This window comes from Gilliamella sp. W8145 (genome assembly GCF_016101145.1).
Lineage (GTDB): Bacteria > Pseudomonadota > Gammaproteobacteria > Enterobacterales > Orbaceae > Gilliamella > Gilliamella apis_A.
This window is the reverse complement of sequence record NZ_JACFRC010000001.1, coordinates 487758-504392: the sequence shown is the minus strand read 5'-3', so window position 1 is coordinate 504392 and position 16635 is coordinate 487758. Positions and strand designations below refer to the sequence as shown.

Below are 16635 nucleotides of genomic sequence, written 5' to 3'. Positions count from 1 at the left end.
CTAATTTAAATAAGAGTATTGTTATGAATAATAAAAAACAACAAACTGTCGTTGTTAAACTCGGTACCAGTGTTTTAACTGGAGGAACTAAACAGTTAGACCGTGCGAGAATAGTAGAACTGATTCGACAATGTTCTTATTTACATCAAACTGGTCATAAAGTTATTATCGTGACTTCGGGCGCTATTGCTGCCGGTCGAGAATACCTCAACTATCCTAACCTACCCAATACTGTTGCCACAAAACAATTACTTGCTTCAGTTGGTCAAAGTAAATTAATCCAACTTTGGGAACAGCTGTTTTCGATATATAAAATTTATATTGGACAAATGCTATTAACTCGCGCAGATCTTGAAGATCGCGAACGCTTTTTAAATGCTCAAGATGTATTAAAAGCGATGCTAGAAAATAATATTGTCCCAGTGATTAATGAAAATGATGCTGTCGCTACGGCTGAAATTAAAGTTGGTGATAACGATAATTTATCAGCACTTGCCGCAATTTTAGCTGAAGCAGATAAATTGATATTACTTACCGATATCGAAGGTTTATATACCGCCGATCCAAGAAGCGATAGCAATGCACAATTGATAAAAGAAGTGACTCAGATTAATGATGATCTGCGCAGTATCGCAGGTGATAGTGTTTCAGGTTTAGGGACCGGTGGCATGAGTACCAAAATTCAAGCTGCCGAAGTAGCCGGGAGTGCTGGCATAGAAGTAATTATAGCTGCAGGAAATAAAGCCAATGTGATTGTTGATGCAGTCAATAATCAATCGGTTGGTACCCGTTTTTTACCGCAAAAAACCCCATTAGAACATCGTAAACATTGGCTATATGGCGCACCAAACGTAGGCAAAGTGATACTTGATGATGGTGCGATTAATGCTATTTTAAATAATGGTAGTTCGCTATTACCAAAAGGCATTATCGCAGTCGAAAAAGATTTTTCACGTGGTGAAGTCATTAATATTTGTGATAAATCTGGTAAGCAAATAGCTCGAGGAGTCAGCCGTTATAATAGTGATGCATTACGACAAATAGCTGGACATCATTCACAAGAAATTAGCCAAATAATTGGCTATGAATATGGTCCTGTTGCCGTACACCGAAATGATATGATTATTAAATAACAAATATAAGGATAAAAGAAAAAAAATGAAATTACAAACACCAAAAATAATTTATGCTCGTCGTTTAGTAATATTTCGTATCATTGTTTTGATTGTTGCAGCAATATTTCTTTATCACATTGCTCCTGATTTGTGGTTTAATTTTGTTATTTTTTTATTTGCAATAATCGTATTAATTGTTAGATATTTTATGGTATATGTCACAATAGGTGAAAACTTCATTACATGCAGACCAATTATGATACAAAGCCAAATAAATGTACCATTTGATTTAATAAAATCGATAAAATATGAACCGAAAAAAATTTTTATAAACTACACCGACGAGATGGATGGAAAAGAATCAATTTTAAAAATATCTTTAGAAGTGTTAGAAGCTAATTCTAAGACAGAACTTTTAGATATTTTAAAAATAGTATTGAAAGATAAAACTCTATAGATTAATAATTTTTAATTTAATGAAGAATATATTTATTAATTAAAACTTTCAAAATACAATTTAGAGATAACGATGATGTTACAACAATTGGGAAAAGCAGCCAAACTTGCTTCATATCAATTAGCACAATGCTCAACAAAAATTAAAAATCAGGCTTTAATTCATATCGCCGATTTATTAGAACTAAATGCTAATAAGATTCTTAATGCTAATCAGAAAGATATGGCTATGGCAAAAGAACAAGGATTGAGCGAGGCAATACTTGATCGTCTGTTATTAACTTCCGAACGATTATCATCCATCGCTAATGATGTTCGAAATGTTGTTTCTTTAACCGATCCAATTGGCCAAGTTATTGATGGTTCGACATTAGCAAGCGGATTAAAGTTACAACGTCACAGGGTCCCGTTAGGTGTGATTGGTGTTATCTATGAAGCTCGTCCTAATGTGACTGTTGATATTGCGGCTCTCTGCTTAAAAACCGGCAATGCAGCTATACTGCGTGGAGGTAAAGAGACGGTTAATACCAATGCCGCTATTATAGCTATCATTCAGCAAGCTTTAAAACAAGTCGGTTTACCTGAAACAGCAATTCAATCTATCGATAATCCTGATCGCAAATATATCACTGAATTACTCAAGCTCGATAAATATGTTGATATGATTATTCCTCGCGGTGGCGCAGCATTACACAAACTTTGTCGAGAACATTCAACCATACCAGTTATTACTGGTGGTATTGGTGTTTGCCATATTTTTGTCGACGAAAGTGCTGATTTTGATAAAGCGCTATCAATAATACTTAATGCCAAAACTCAGCGACCAAGTACCTGTAATACCGTTGAAACATTACTTGTTCATACTGAAATTGCCAATACTTTTTTACCAAAACTTAGCCAAATCATGGCCGATAATCGAGTGATATTGCATGCCGATCCCGATGCTTATAAAATTTTAAATGCTGGGGTGGCAAATGTTTTTGCCGTTGAGGATGATGAACTAAGACAAGAGTGGCTTTCCAAAGATCTGAATATTGTCATTGTTGATTCATTGGAATTGGCGGTGGAACATATTCGAGAATATGGTAGTGGTCATTCAGAAGCCATTTTAACGCGTAGTCTTGTAAATGCTGAACAATTCGTTAACTTAGTCGATGCTGCTGCAGTTTATGTTAATGCATCAACCCGATTCACCGATGGCGCACAATTCGGTTTAGGTGCTGAAGTTGCAGTTAGTACACAAAAATTACATGCCAGAGGACCAATGGGCCTTGAAGCGTTAACGACGTATAAATGGATTGGTTATGGCGAAGATTTAATTCGTCAGTAGTGATAATAACTAACTATTCATAAACCTGAACAGTTAGTTATATAGTTATATAGTTATTAGTTATATAAGTTAAATAGATTAATCAAAATTACGCATTAAAAGCGCATAATTTAAATCAATATCTTCGGCGATTGGAATATAAACAATGTGACCATCACCAAGTCCTGCTGGAACTGGTTGACCTTTTTTATTTTCCATTCGTTCAATAATAAAGGTCATATTACCTTTAGGGGTCATCATTTCAACACTATCCCCTACTGAAAATTTATTTTTAACAATAATTTCAGCTAAGCCATTTAAACGTTGACCACTAAACTCACCAACAAATTGTTGTCGATCAGATACAGAATGACTATGCACATAGTTTTGCATATCTTCATGTTTATGGCGACGTAAAAAGCCTTCGGTATATCCTCGATGAGCTAAAGAATCAAGTTCCGCCAATAAGCGTGGATCAAATGGTTTACCTTCACTGGCGGCATCAATAGCTTGACGATAGACTTGCGCAGTTCGAGCACAGTAATAAAACGATTTGGTTCGACCTTCAATTTTTAATGAATGTACGCCAATCTTTGTCAGATCTTCGACTAATTCAACTGCTCTTAAATCTTTTGAATTCATGATATAAGTACCATGTTCATCTTCAAAAGCTTGCATATATTCGCCAGGACGACCAGATTCTTCTAACATAAAGACCTGATTGGTTGTTGTACCAACACCTAATGTTGGTTCAACTTGTTGTACAGGAATCGGCTCGCATTTATGGACTATTTGCCCTACTTCGTCCTCTTTTCCCTCAGATACTTTATATTCCCAACGACAAGCATTAGTACAAGTACCTTGATTTGAGTCACGTTTATTAATATAACCAGATAATAAGCAGCGTCCTGAATAGGCCATACATAGCGCACCATGAATAAAAACCTCAAGTTCCATTTCTGGTACTTTTTCTCGAATTTCTTTGATTTCATCGATGGATAACTCTCGTGACAACACAACACGCGTTAATCCCATCTTATGCCAAAATTTTACCGTTGCCCAGTTAACCGCATTTGATTGTACGGATAAATGAATTTCCATTTCCGGAAAATGTTCACGAACCAACATGATTAAACCAGGATCAGACATGATAAACGCATCCGGTTTCATGTTAACAATTGGTTCTAAATCACGAATAAAGGTTTTTAATTTTGAATTATGAGGGGCAATATTAACTACCACATAAAACTTTTTACCTTGAGCATGAGCTTCGTTGATCCCAATAGCGAGATTTTCATGATTAAATTCATTATTGCGCACTCGCAAACTGTAGCGTGGTTGCCCTGCATAAACTGCATCAGCACCATAAGCAAATGCGTAACGCATATTTTTAAGAGAACCAGCTGGTGAAAGTAATTCTGGTTTTGGATATAACATTGTCATTAAAAAATGCCTCTGATTTCAAGTCAGTATTACCTTATAAGGCAATAGGTTAAGCAAAATAGGATGGGCATTTTACGCTTTAGCTATCAGATTGGCAAATTTATTGTAACCATAATAAGGAACAACAATATCTCAATTATAAATAAGGAATAATAAATTGTTGAATAAGGCGTTATTTCGCAAGTTTAATTAAAACTTGTGGAATATTTCTTTTTTAAAAATCAAATGAAAACATAAACAAGATTATACAGACAAAATCCGCTAAATTTGTGATTAATATCACATAAAACTATTATAACGCCCAATATTTTTTAGCTTTTATTGCTCACATTTGTGCAAAACCACATAGCCTAGCAAACAAATTCAATAATAAAATTAGAACAATATTTTTTGATAGTCATAAAAAGCAATGAGGAAAATTTAAATGACTGAATTCATAAGTTGGTATGGAGCGATAATAGGACTTTTTCTTGCTATTTTTTTAATTCTACGCGGAATAAATCCAGTTTATTCGTTATTTTTTGGTGCGATAATAGGTGCATTTATTGGAGGTGCAAATCTAGTACAAACTATTTCGATTTTAACTACCGGTACACAAAGTATAATGGGAACCGTAATCAGAGTATTAGCCGCAGGGATTTTAGCTGGCGTGATGATGGAATCAGGCGCAGCTGAAACAATCGCACAAGCTGTTGTAAAAAAATTAGGTGAAAAAAAGGCATTACTCGCTTTAGCACTAGCCACCGGTATTATTACTGCATCAGGCGTATTTATTCCGGTTGCTGTATTAATTGTTGCGCCAATTGCTTTATCTGTTGGTAATAAAATGGGGATTTCTCGATTAGCATTATTATTAGCGCTTTCTGGTGGTGGTAAAGCTGGCAATATTATTTCCCCTAACCCTAATACTATTGCGGTTGCCAATGGTTTCAATTTAAGTCTAAGTGATGTAATGATAGCTGGTTTTATCCCTGCACTATTTGGTTTAATTGCAACTGTTGTAATTGCTTCATTAATCAAAAATAAAGGCGATAAAGTAACTATTGAAGAAGTCGTTGCTTTGCAAAAAAATGATGCAGAACAAAAAAATAACAATCCTTCTCTGAGTAAAGCAATCGTTGCACCTGTAACTGCTATTTTGCTATTAATGATCAACCCTATAGGTAATATTTTTCATATTGAAGCATTAGCTAATTTAAAGATAGATGCGCTATATGTACTTCCCGTTGCAGGAATCATCGGTATGTTAGCCATGGGGCAACATCGTAACATTGCTATGTATACTAAATCCGGGATTGAAAAAATGACACCAACCGTACTCATCCTTGTCGGTGCAGGTGCTATTGCTGGTTTAATTGGTTCATCAAACTTAGCTACTCAAGTTATCAATATTATTGATTATATGGGCATCTCAGGTTATTACTTATCACCAATTTCCGGTGTATTAATGGCAGCGGCCACCGCGTCAACCTCTACTGGCGTTATTTTAGCAACTGGGACTTTTGGTTCAACCATTACAGACATAGGAATACCGGCTATTAGTGCAGCTGTAATGATGCATACAGGTGCAACTGTTATTGATTCATTACCACAAGGGAACTACTTCCATGTCACTGGTGGTAGTATGAATATGACAATTAAACAACGTATGAAATTGATCCCATATGAAGCTATGGTTGGTGGCACCATGACACTCGTTGCCACAATTTTCTATCAATTTATTATGTAATATTAAGAGTAATTTTTATGAAACAAAAAACATTTGTACTTGCTCCTGACTCGTTTAAGGAAAGCTTAACCGCAAAAGAGGTATGTCAGGCAATCGAATCTGGATTAAAAAAAGTTTTTCCTGATGCTAAATATATTCATGTACCGATGGCTGATGGTGGTGAAGGCACAACACAATCATTAGTCGACGCAACTAATGGAACATTACATACATGTGAAGTCACAGGTCCTCTTGGTAACAAAGTCACTGCCTATTATGGCATTCTAGGTGATAACACGACTGCGGTCATTGAAATGGCCTCAGCAAGTGGTATCCATCTTGTACCCAAAGAACAACGCAATCCATTGATTACCACAACATTTGGTACGGGCGAATTAATCCTTGCCAGCTTAAAACATGGTATTAAAAAAATCATTTTAGGTATTGGTGGTAGCGCCACAAATGATGGTGGCGCAGGAATGGCACAAGCCTTAGGAGTGAAGTTTTATGATAAAAATAATCAAATAATTGCTAAAGGTGGCGGCGCATTAGAGCATTTAGCTAAAATTGATATGTCTGAAGTGAATCCTCAATTAGATAAAGTTGAATTTATCGTTGCTAGTGACGTCACTAACCCTCTATGTGGAGAAAAAGGAGCTTCAAAAGTATTTGGGCCTCAAAAAGGGGCTACATCTGAAATGATTAAACAATTGGATGATAACTTACAGCATTATGCATCCATTATAAAATCTCAGCTAAATAAAGATGTCGCAACTATTCCAGGTGCTGGTGCCGCTGGTGGATTAGGTGCCGGATTAATGGCGTTTACCAATAGTAAAATGGAAAAAGGCATCGATATTGTTATCAAGTATAGTAATTTAGAAAATCAATTAATCGGCGCAGATTTTTGTTTTACTGGTGAAGGTGGGATTGATTTTCAAACCAAATTCGGTAAAACACCTTATGGTGTTGCCCAAACGGCCAAAAAACACAATATTCCAGTTATTGCATTAGCCGGAATGATTGGCGAAAACATCGAGGAACTTTATCCAGAAGGTATTAACGCCATTTTCGGTATTATCCCTTCGATATCTAAAATTGAGGATCTATTGGCTGATGGGTTTAAAAATATTGAACGAACCAGTGAAAATATTGGTCGCTTAATTAATATAGCTCAAATTTAACATTTCTAGACAACTAAAAATATGGGGAAATAAAAGATTATTCTTTATTCCCCAATCATGAAATCTTACGAATAAAGTATAAGCTCTGTAGTTTGCTATAATTAAAAAATTTTAACAGGTTTCAAAAAAATCATAGTAATAAAATTATTATCAATGCGATATAAATTATTACTTGATTATAATAAAAAGGTTTATTGCTATGAAAGTTCAAAGTATCTCTCCAATACTTGCTCAATCGATTGTTGATAAAACCATGCGCATTATCAATTGTAATGTCAATATAATGAATAATCGGGGAGAAATTATCGGTAGTGGTGATTTAGAACGAATTGGCGAATTACATGAAGGTGCTGTATTAGCCATATCACAAGGCAGAGTAGTGACAATTGACAGTCCAACTGCAAAAAAACTTAAAGGAGTTAAACCGGGTGTTAATTTTCCATTAAAACTTAAAGAAGAAATTGTTGGTGTGATTGGAGTAACGGGTGAACCAACTAAAATTATCCAATTTGCTGAATTAGTGAGTATGACGGCAGAGATGATGATGGAACAAGCATTATTACTCAATCAACTCTCTCAAGATAATCGTTTAAAAGAAGAGTTTATATTATCGATAATTCAATCAGACAAAACTGTCTCCAATATAACTGAATGGAGTCGAAAATTAAACATTGATTTATCTTTATCCTATGTAACTGTCATTATTGAAATCGAAAGTGGCCAACTTGGAATTCAAACCGCAATGAGTGAATTACAACAAATTCAAAATGAACTCGAAACATTAACAAAACTAGTAGCGATAAAATCACTAACCGAAATTGTTATATTACTTCCTGCTTTAAATAAATTTAATCGATGGGATTTAACAGAACATAAAACAAAATTAGAAAAATTAGTTAGTCAGGCAAAACTGCTCAGTCAATTTAAAATAAAAATATCTTTAGGAAATTATTTTCATCAAGGTAACGATACCATAGCAAGATCTTATCAAACAGCCAAAACCGCCTTAGAAATCGGCAAAAAAAGATTTCCACATTGTCGTAATTATTATTATCAAGATCTCATATTACCTGTTTTGTTGGATGGTTTAAATAAAGATTGGCAAGCAGAAGAGTTACTTTCACCGTTAAATAAATTAAAAGCGTCTGATTCAAACGGCTTATTGCAAAATACTCTCGAAACTTGGTTTATCCATAACTTACAGAACAATAATACGGCAAAAGCCCTCTTCATACATCGCAATACATTAGAATATCGATTAAACAATATAACCAAACTAACTGGATTAGATTTGTCAAAATTTGACGATCGAGTACTGCTTTATATTGCATTACAACTCGATAAATAACCTTATATACCACTCCCAAAAAATCACTTCGATTGATCATCAGAACTAATCAATGGGAGATATTCTTGCCAACGATATTCCCTTATCGGCATTGGATTAGCATTGTCAAAATATAAAACTAATGCAGGTTTGATACCGTTCCAATTATCGACAAATTCATAGCGGACCAGATAGCCTTGTGAGATCAGTTTTTTGGCTTTAGCGTGATAATTAAAATAAGCCATATTTTATCTTATCCTATTTTTTGATAAACACTATAAATGGACATAATTCAATAAATAACAATACTAAATGATGAGTTATTATTTGATTGTTTAATTAAATAACGATTTAATAAATAACACTAAAAATTGAAAACATTTTTACAATTACAAAAAATGCCTGAACTACAAATGGATTTTAATGATGATATTCAGATTTAAGGTTACTAAAGAATGGTTATTTTGATTCATCTTTTAACATCTCTAAACAGTCTTTACTATCTATAGTAAAAGAAAATAAATGTTTACCATTTTCTTCACTATACATGTATTTAAAAATCGCTCCTTTAGATATTGTTTCTTTTGTACATTCTTCAGAACAAATAGAGTTTCTTGCAGTTAAAAAATTTTATTTTCAACAAAACCCATTTCTGAATCTTTAATATTAACATTAAAAATTGTCATTTTATAAACTATTGTATTTTTATATGCGGTAGTTGAATCTAAAATGGTGAACTGATCTAACTGATATGGGGTATTTTTATTTATTTCTTTTGACATGGTAAATAACAGCTTTTCAATATTTTTATCAAATAGGTCAAATTGATTCATAAAAAAGAAAACTGCTACTGATGCAATAATAAATGATAACCAATATCTAAGTTTTCCTACCGTCATAATAATACTCAATTCGCTATAATTATCATTAACTATATCATATAAAAAATAATTTTCTCTATTGATTTGGTACTTTATTCGAGGAAATACTGTAGGTAACTTATCGATTTTAATGGAGGCGCGTCCCGGAGTCGAACCGAGGTAGACGGATTTGCAATCCGCAGCATGGCCACTCTGCCAACGCGCCGATGAGGTCTATCTGAATAGGTGGCAAATATTAGCATTGGCTTACCTTATCGTCAAGTTTTAATAGGTTATAAATACAGCAGTCGCATAGAATATTTAAAATGTCCTAAATATCGGACATAAATAAAAACAATAAACTTAATTTATATAACTTTTTTACACTTAAAATCAAAAAATTTTAAAGAACAGGCTTTTCAAATGTAAAATCAGACACAATATTAAGAAGAAATTTTATTTTTGATAAAAAACAAAAATTTGACCTAACTCACAACTTTTAAATTTAAATAGATAAAGTAATAGATTATTTTCAATTAAAATGCATTTATTGCTTGAAAATTAACTTTTTTAGTATAAAAATAGCCCTGCTTTTAATAATATTTATTTTTAAGGAATGGAAATGTTTAAAAAACTATTAGCAGTATCATTATTAAGTTTTGCGTTAATTGGTTGTGGTGATGATGCAGCTAAAATTGATTTTACCACACAAGATACTTTTACTAGTTCTGTTAAAAAAGCTAGTGAAAAATTAAGTGATGCAGATAAAATTGCTTTCGCTCGTGCTATTGTTAAAGCAACAGCTGCAGCGGCAACTAATCCAGACAATGCTGGTGATGAAGCGAAAGTAAAAGAAGATCTCAAAAACAAACTTAATGGTAAAACAGCTAAAGAAATTATTAGCGAATTTGATAAATAATCTTATCTAATTAGTTCTAAAGCCCGCATTAGCGGGTTTTTTTATAAATAGACTTAACCTCATTGAGTAAATTTTTCTTAAAATAGTTATCGAGATAAAGAAAAATTACCAATATTTTAATTTAATTACTTTTGATAATGGTAATTTAATTTATATATAATTTAGACTTTAAATATTAATTTTTTAATTTCCTGACCAAATTTTATATACTTACAGCAATATAACAGTACATTTGAGGTGTCTAGTGATTGAGTTAAAGCTTAGAGAAGTAAAAAAAGACTTATCAACTAAAGAACTTAAAGTTGCTTATTTTATTATTGAAAATACCCAAGCGCTCAAGAATATGAGTATCCAAACGTTAGCAAAACTCAATCACGTAAGCACCACAACTATATTACGTCTATGTAATAAATTAGGATACAAAGGATTTAGTGATTTTAAGGTCGATCTTATTGGCTCAATCCCTAAAAAACTTAATAATGAAATATTACAAGATGATATCAATTTGAATGATCCTCTTGCTAATGTTAATAGTAAAGTCCAAGCAATGGAAAAATCCTCAATCGATGAAACTCACTCCATTGTTAATATTCATGCACTCAATAATGCAATTGATTTAATTATTAATAGTCAAAAAATAGTTATATTTGGTGTAGGCAGTAGTGGTTTAGTTGGTAAAGAACTTGAATATCAACTAATTAAAATAAAGAAAGATGTCAATTGTCACTTCGATGCTCACGTTACACGTAGTCTTATCAGCACATTAGATAAGAATGATCTTGTCATTATTATTTCACATTCAGGAGAAACACCTGATTGTGTTGAATTACTAAAACTAGCCGATCAATCTTTGGTTCCATCTATTGCTATTACCAAAATGGGACAAAGCCAAATTTCATCCTTAGCTACCTTTGTTTTACATACTACTTCTATGGAGCATGCTTCAAGATTAATACCGATACGTTCTAAAATATCACAAATATCTGTTGTAAATATGCTATTGACTAATTTATTTATTCGTCAATATGACGAACGATTACTATTACAAACCCAAAACAGAGAAAAGCGTAAATATCCGGCAAAAACAACAAAATAATCTCCAAAAATAAAATACTAGTCATGAGAACAAACTTGTTGGTTATCTCTTCCCTCTTTCTTTGCATAAATTTGATCTTGTTCACAAAATCATAAAAATTTCTTAAAAAATGGATGACTATTTCCCTCTGTAGATGTAACTTTGTTACTAAATAAATAACAATATTTAGTAATAAAATTACATGATAAGGAAATTTTTATGCCACATCCTTTACCCATCATTTTAGCTAGTCATGGTCCATTTTCTCAAGGCGCTTTAGAGTGTGCTCAAATGCTTATGGGCGAACAAGACAATATTCATGTTATATCAGTTTTAATTGATAGTAATATCGATAATTTACGTCAGGAAATGCAAAGTAGTTATAAAAAACTTAACCAAGGTAATGGCGTAATTATATTGGTAGATATTATGGGGGGAACGCCCTGCAATCTAGCCACTGAACTGCTCATATCGCATGATGATGTATTGCTATTTTGTGGTTTTAATATTCCAGTATTACTTGAAGTTTTAAATAATCGTGAAGGAACATTAAATGATGCCAAATTAGCTATTGAGGAAACTTTTCCTGAAAGCTGTAAAGATGTTCGGCAGATTCTAAATGTTCAACAAGAACAATCTAATGAGTTGTAAGGAGAAGACCAATGCCAATAAATGTAGCCAGAATTGATGACCGTTTGATTCATGGACAAGTTATTACTACTTGGGTAAAAAACTATGACATAGAACAAGTATTAGTTATTAATGATAAAGTCGCTGGTGATAAAGTTCAGCAATCGGTACTCACTATGTCGGCACCTCCTGGACTAAAAGTTTTAGTGTTTGGAGTACAACAATTTATCGAAATTTTAAAAAAGACCCCGATCAAAAAAAGAACCATGTTGCTTTTCACAAATAGTATTGATGTTAATGCGTTAGTTGAAGGTGGATTAGCGCTGGAAAAAGTGAATGTGGGTGGTATGCGAATGCAAGATGGTCGACATCAATTATCAAGAGCGGTTTCAGTAACACCAGAAGAGGAGCAAGCATTCAAAAACCTTATTGCTAAAAATATTCCAGTTGAGGTACAGATGGTGCCTAAAGATCCAATAGTCGATCTGCAATCACTACTTAACTAAATAATGTTTGAAAGTATTTATTTATAATTTGGAGGTTAACATATGTTAACGCAAGCTATTCTTGTCGCCATTTGGGCGGGAATTTGTTCATTGGATGATGTTGGTCCGCAGATGTTACGTCGCCCATTATTAACAGGTACCGTTGCAGGTATTATTATGGGTGATATGGTTCAAGGGTTAGCAATTAGCGCCACGCTAGAGTTAATGTGGATGGGTATTGGTAACGTAGGTGCATATTCCGCACCAGACATTGTTGCCGGTGCCATTATCGGGGTTTCACTAGGTATTACTACTGGCGGAGGCATTGCTACCGGTATTGCATTAGGCGTACCTGTATCATTGTTATGCCAACAATTGCTTATTATATGGCGCTCATTTGCCTGTTTTTTAAATCCTTGGGCTGAACGTTCTGTTTTAAATGGTGATTATAAAGCGCTGGCTAAAGTTCACTTTTTCTCAACACCACTTTGGTTTTTAATTCGAGCTGTTCCATGTTTTATTGCAATTTATTTTGGTAGTGATTTAGTTAAAACTATTTTAGATGCAATTCCAAAAAGTATCATTGATGGTATGGGCGTTGCTTCCAAATTAATTCCAGCAGTAGGTATTTGTATTTTATTACTGATGTTACTCAAAGGCAGAATGTGGTTCTTTTTCCTATTAGGTTTCATGCTAACAACCTATTTAAAATTACCAATTATTCCAGTGACATTTATTGCTCTAGCTTTCGCAGTCTTATATGACATGGCGTCAACTAATGGCAGAATCAGTAATAATAATGAATCATCCGATAACCAAACATCAATGAATAGCAACACTGAAGAGGAATATGATCTATGAGTACTCTACATAAAATTACTAAAAAAGATCTAAATCGTATATTTTGGAACCTACAAACTATGTCATTTTCATATAACTATGAAAAAATGCAAATGATAGGATTTGCCCATTGTATGGCCCCAGTATTAGATCGCCTTTATAAGGATGCTGATAAAGAAACGCGTATCCGTGCAATGAAGCGCCATTTAGAATTTTTTAATACTCAAATTAATGCTGGTGCGTTAATTTTGGGGGTCACCGCTGCAATGGAAGAGAAAACCAGTGAAGAAGAAAAAGATGCGGTAGTCTCTGTTAAAGCTGGTTTAATGGGCCCTTTTGCAGGTTTAGGTGATAGTTTACTTAAATTTACTTGGATGCCAATTTGCGGCAGTATTGGCGCTGCTTTCGCGTTGCAAGGCAATATCATTGGTCCTATATTAATGTTTTTAATTTATAACCTTGTTAATGTATTAAGCAAATATTTCTTTATTCATTATGGCTATAACAAGGGTGTAGATTTAATTGAACAATCAAAAAATTCAAATATTATTCAAAGAATAAGTAACTTGGCTAATGTTGTTGGTGTCATGGTCTTGGGTTCGCTCATTGCATCAACGGTCAACGTTGCTACCCCCCTAACAATTAGTGTTGGCGAACAATCGATTAAAGTCCAAGAGATGTTCGATAAAGTCATGCCAAATTTTTTAACCTTACTTTTTGCGTTAGCCACATTCTTCATCGTTAGGAAATTTCAAGGGAAATACACAGTTAGTTTAATACTGGCAGTAATGGTGATTGGGGTAATATTTTCAATGTTTGGTATTTTAAAGTAAGGAATAAATATGGTAGTTAAAATTAAAACAGCTTTATTAAACCGCAATAAGCAAGGTCAATTAACTGTCTCATTTGAAAACAATTCAGATCATCGTGTAGATTTATACTGGACTGAAGAAGCAAATGTTAATACAACAAATAAAACATTAATCAGTGAAGATATAAAATCGCCGTTTAGTTTTGAAGATCCTTTACAAGCAAAACGTCGTATTTATCTGATTTTACAAATTGGTAATGATTTCTCATATTTAGTTGCTGAACGAACTTTACCAATTACAGGTCTAAATAATTTCCGTGATTTTGGTGGTTATATTGGTGCAAATGGGAAACGGGTAAAATGGGGATTATTATACCGTTCTAATCATCTTCATGGTTTAAAACCAGATGCGCAACAGTATATTAAAACATTAAACATTCAAACAATTATAGATTATCGTTGTGAAAATGAAATTAAAACTAGTCCGAATTCTTCAATTGGTGAAAAGCAAACCTTTAATTTTGATGCTTCAGCACAAACAGCAGAACTTGCAGCTCAATTTGCAGCCGATCCCAGCAATGAAGATCGAGCTCTAATTGAGAGTGTGTTGAGAGATATTCCGAAAGAATTAGTCAATGGCGAAGGAATTCAAGTTCTGGAGCAATATCGTAACTTTGTATTGAGTGAAAAGTCGAAGAATGCTTATCGACAAATGCTAAGAGTAGTATTAGATGGCAACAATAGTCCAAGTATTCAACACTGTCGTGGAGGTAAAGATAGGACTGGCTATGGCGTGTTACTTATCCAGATAATGTTAGGTGTATCTGAATCAGATATTATTTATGATTATATGTTAACTCACGATAACCGATTAGAACGTAATAAAATCAAAATGGAAGCTTATCGAAAAATAACCGATAATGAGGATGTTTTAGGATATTTGCTAAGTCTAATTGATACTCGTGAAAGTTTCGTATTAGAAATACTTAATACGATGAAAAAAGTTGCTGGAACACCAAGCAATTATATTAAACAAGAACTTGGTTTCACCGATCAAGATTTTGAAAAAATGCAGGCTATTTATCTAGAATCTTAACTTAATAACCTTTATCAAAAGCGTAATTATTCCATTACGCTTTTTTTAAATCTACTCTCTTATCTGTTTTGTCAGAGGCAATTTTTCAATAATAAACGAACTGAACCGTGACTAATTAAACGTGATTTTATTATAAACCTTCCAGTATTAATTATTTAGTTGTCCGGATAACTATATATCCAAGTGATATCAGAATAATTGGCAAAAGCGCTCGGAAATAGATAATGACCACGCAATAAAGGGAAATTAGCATATTTCCATTCTGGGTTAAAATCAGATTTATATTTGATAATAACGTCATACAATAACGTAGTACAATATAAATGGTCTTCCTCACGAGAAGCCAGTTTAAACAGCTCTCCTTGTTTAGTTAACAGCTCGGCAATAATTTGAGACTTTTGCTCGTCTGTTAAAAAGTTTGGCCGCGCTATGGCATATTTCTCAGCTAATTCTGGAGCGGTAAAATCAGCCAAACTTGAAATAATAACTTGATTTGGAGTATTTTCATCATCAGTAGTCGTGGCATGAATAACTTTTATTTCCGGTTCAATCGCGACAACCATGCCTATATGAGAAAATATACCGCCATCAAGTTTTTTTACAATAAGACTATCTGTCTGAACACCACTACGAAAAATCCAATCCCCAACATGAATTAATGAACTCTTTTCTTTATAGGAATTATCGGAATTTGCTGATTCTTGAGCATAAACTGGATTTTTTATAAAAAGAAAAAGAATAAAAATATAATAGGAAAATTTCATAAAGTTTGAATTTTTTCATTATTAATTTAAAAAGTTCAACGATGAGACTCGCCTTTTTAAATTATCAAATAATTATAAGAGCTATTCCATATTAATTAACCATTTACCATCAACTTTTATTAATGAAAAATCTGACTTATTATCAGTTCCATTTTTAAAGATAATGGTTGTTTTGATATTAGCTCTAGTGTGATCATTATTATATTCGGTAGAAGATAATTCTACTCGATCAATACCACCATTTTCTTTTGTAGTAGCAACTGCTTTGTCGATAGCAATTTTCAATTTACTTTTTATTAAATCGTTAACATCTACACCTTTGGTTTTTAATTCATTAGGAATATATACAGCACCAGGAATATGGAAATAAGGAACATATAAAGCATCAAAAGTACCTTCAATATCGCCACTATAAGCATCTTTAATAAATTTCTCAGCTACCACTTCAGGCGTATTGTCATCTGAAAAACAGGCGGTAAGCATTAAAGCTAACAAAAATACACTTAAAAATTTAACTAACAATTTCATATTGTATTTCCCTATTTGATATTGTATTCAATATGTTCCTATATTTATTTAACTACAAAAAAGTAAAATAACCTTTATTTTCCTG

The 16635-nt window shown here is 33.1% G+C and carries 18 protein-coding genes and 1 tRNA gene; 13 read left to right on the top strand and 6 right to left on the bottom strand.

Translation table 11 applies throughout. From position 1 onward, the window contains the following. The first annotated feature begins 23 nt into the window (after positions 1 to 23). The 3 genes from proB to proA all read left to right on the top strand — a co-directional run bounded on the left by proB (position 24) and on the right by proA (position 2901). The gene (gene proB / locus H3T80_RS02250) at positions 24 to 1133 is read left to right on the top strand and encodes a glutamate 5-kinase (protein ID WP_198199732.1); all 1110 of its coding nucleotides are present in this window, start codon (positions 24 to 26) and stop codon (positions 1131 to 1133) included. Positions 1134 to 1158: 25 nt separating this feature from the next. Further along, positions 1159 to 1572: a hypothetical protein gene (locus H3T80_RS02245; protein ID WP_086364275.1), complete on the top strand. Its 414-nt coding sequence runs from the start codon at positions 1159 to 1161 to the stop codon at positions 1570 to 1572. A gap of 75 nt (positions 1573 to 1647) precedes the next feature. Further along, complete coding sequence (proA, locus tag H3T80_RS02240; protein WP_198201099.1) at positions 1648 to 2901, top strand: glutamate-5-semialdehyde dehydrogenase; 1254 nt, start codon at positions 1648 to 1650, stop codon at positions 2899 to 2901. 78 nt (positions 2902 to 2979) lie between these two features. On the opposite strand, the gene yegQ is transcribed toward proA, so the two are convergent. Then, positions 2980 to 4317, bottom strand: a complete 1338-nt coding sequence (yegQ, locus tag H3T80_RS02235; RefSeq protein WP_198201096.1) for a tRNA 5-hydroxyuridine modification protein YegQ — start codon at positions 4315 to 4317, stop codon at positions 2980 to 2982. 430 nt (positions 4318 to 4747) lie between these two features. On the opposite strand from yegQ, the gene H3T80_RS02230 reads away from it, so the two are divergent. The 3 genes from H3T80_RS02230 to H3T80_RS02220 all read left to right on the top strand — a co-directional run bounded on the left by H3T80_RS02230 (position 4748) and on the right by H3T80_RS02220 (position 8563). Next, a complete protein-coding gene (locus H3T80_RS02230) occupies positions 4748 to 6052 on the top strand; it encodes a GntP family permease (protein WP_110447956.1) in 1305 nt (434 codons plus the stop codon). 17 nt (positions 6053 to 6069) lie between these two features. After that, the gene (locus tag H3T80_RS02225; RefSeq protein WP_198199730.1) at positions 6070 to 7215 is read left to right on the top strand and encodes a glycerate kinase; all 1146 of its coding nucleotides are present in this window, start codon (positions 6070 to 6072) and stop codon (positions 7213 to 7215) included. A 199-nt stretch (positions 7216 to 7414) separates the two neighbouring features. Beyond that, positions 7415 to 8563, top strand: coding sequence for a sugar diacid recognition domain-containing protein (locus H3T80_RS02220; protein ID WP_110447958.1), 1149 nt, complete (start codon positions 7415 to 7417; stop codon positions 8561 to 8563). 23 nt (positions 8564 to 8586) lie between these two features. Here the strand turns inward: H3T80_RS02220 and H3T80_RS02215 are convergent, their stop codons facing one another. From H3T80_RS02215 to H3T80_RS02205, 3 genes are all read right to left on the bottom strand, one after another. Continuing rightward, positions 8587 to 8787, bottom strand: a complete 201-nt coding sequence (locus H3T80_RS02215; RefSeq protein ID WP_110447959.1) for a thermostable hemolysin delta-VPH — start codon at positions 8785 to 8787, stop codon at positions 8587 to 8589. Between the two features lie 375 nt (positions 8788 to 9162). Further along, positions 9163 to 9441: a hypothetical protein gene (locus H3T80_RS02210; protein ID WP_198199729.1), complete on the bottom strand. Its 279-nt coding sequence runs from the start codon at positions 9439 to 9441 to the stop codon at positions 9163 to 9165. A 113-nt stretch (positions 9442 to 9554) separates the two neighbouring features. Further along, a tRNA-Cys gene (locus H3T80_RS02205) sits at positions 9555 to 9628 on the bottom strand. 396 nt (positions 9629 to 10024) lie between these two features. On the opposite strand from H3T80_RS02205, the gene H3T80_RS02200 reads away from it, so the two are divergent. The 7 genes from H3T80_RS02200 to H3T80_RS02170 all read left to right on the top strand — a co-directional run bounded on the left by H3T80_RS02200 (position 10025) and on the right by H3T80_RS02170 (position 15258). Further along, positions 10025 to 10321 carry a DUF6694 family lipoprotein gene (locus tag H3T80_RS02200; RefSeq protein ID WP_110447961.1) on the top strand — a complete coding sequence of 99 codons (297 nt, stop codon included), beginning with the start codon at positions 10025 to 10027 and terminating at the stop codon, positions 10319 to 10321. Between the two features lie 244 nt (positions 10322 to 10565). Then, on the top strand, positions 10566 to 11417 hold the full coding sequence (locus H3T80_RS02195; protein ID WP_198199728.1) for a MurR/RpiR family transcriptional regulator: 852 nt from the start codon (positions 10566 to 10568) through the stop codon (positions 11415 to 11417). A 198-nt stretch (positions 11418 to 11615) separates the two neighbouring features. After that, positions 11616 to 12047, top strand: coding sequence for a PTS sugar transporter subunit IIA (locus H3T80_RS02190; protein ID WP_198199727.1), 432 nt, complete (start codon positions 11616 to 11618; stop codon positions 12045 to 12047). A gap of 11 nt (positions 12048 to 12058) precedes the next feature. Beyond that, positions 12059 to 12532 (top strand): PTS sugar transporter subunit IIB, encoded by a 474-nt coding sequence (locus H3T80_RS02185; RefSeq protein WP_198199726.1) that lies wholly within the window; start codon positions 12059 to 12061, stop codon positions 12530 to 12532. Between the two features lie 42 nt (positions 12533 to 12574). Beyond that, positions 12575 to 13372, top strand: a complete 798-nt coding sequence (locus H3T80_RS02180; protein WP_198199725.1) for a PTS sugar transporter subunit IIC — start codon at positions 12575 to 12577, stop codon at positions 13370 to 13372. After that, the gene (locus H3T80_RS02175) at positions 13369 to 14184 is read left to right on the top strand and encodes a PTS system mannose/fructose/sorbose family transporter subunit IID (RefSeq protein WP_198199724.1); all 816 of its coding nucleotides are present in this window, start codon (positions 13369 to 13371) and stop codon (positions 14182 to 14184) included. The genes H3T80_RS02180 and H3T80_RS02175 overlap by 4 nt, the downstream gene beginning before the upstream one ends. A gap of 9 nt (positions 14185 to 14193) precedes the next feature. Next, positions 14194 to 15258 carry a tyrosine-protein phosphatase gene (locus H3T80_RS02170; RefSeq protein WP_198199723.1) on the top strand — a complete coding sequence of 355 codons (1065 nt, stop codon included), beginning with the start codon at positions 14194 to 14196 and terminating at the stop codon, positions 15256 to 15258. Between the two features lie 155 nt (positions 15259 to 15413). Here the strand turns inward: H3T80_RS02170 and H3T80_RS02165 are convergent, their stop codons facing one another. Continuing rightward, positions 15414 to 16022, bottom strand: coding sequence for a YiiX/YebB-like N1pC/P60 family cysteine hydrolase (locus tag H3T80_RS02165; RefSeq protein ID WP_198199721.1), 609 nt, complete (start codon positions 16020 to 16022; stop codon positions 15414 to 15416). A gap of 81 nt (positions 16023 to 16103) precedes the next feature. Beyond that, positions 16104 to 16550 carry a DUF4878 domain-containing protein gene (locus H3T80_RS02160; protein WP_198199719.1) on the bottom strand — a complete coding sequence of 149 codons (447 nt, stop codon included), beginning with the start codon at positions 16548 to 16550 and terminating at the stop codon, positions 16104 to 16106. Positions 16551 to 16635: the final 85 nt, after the last annotated feature.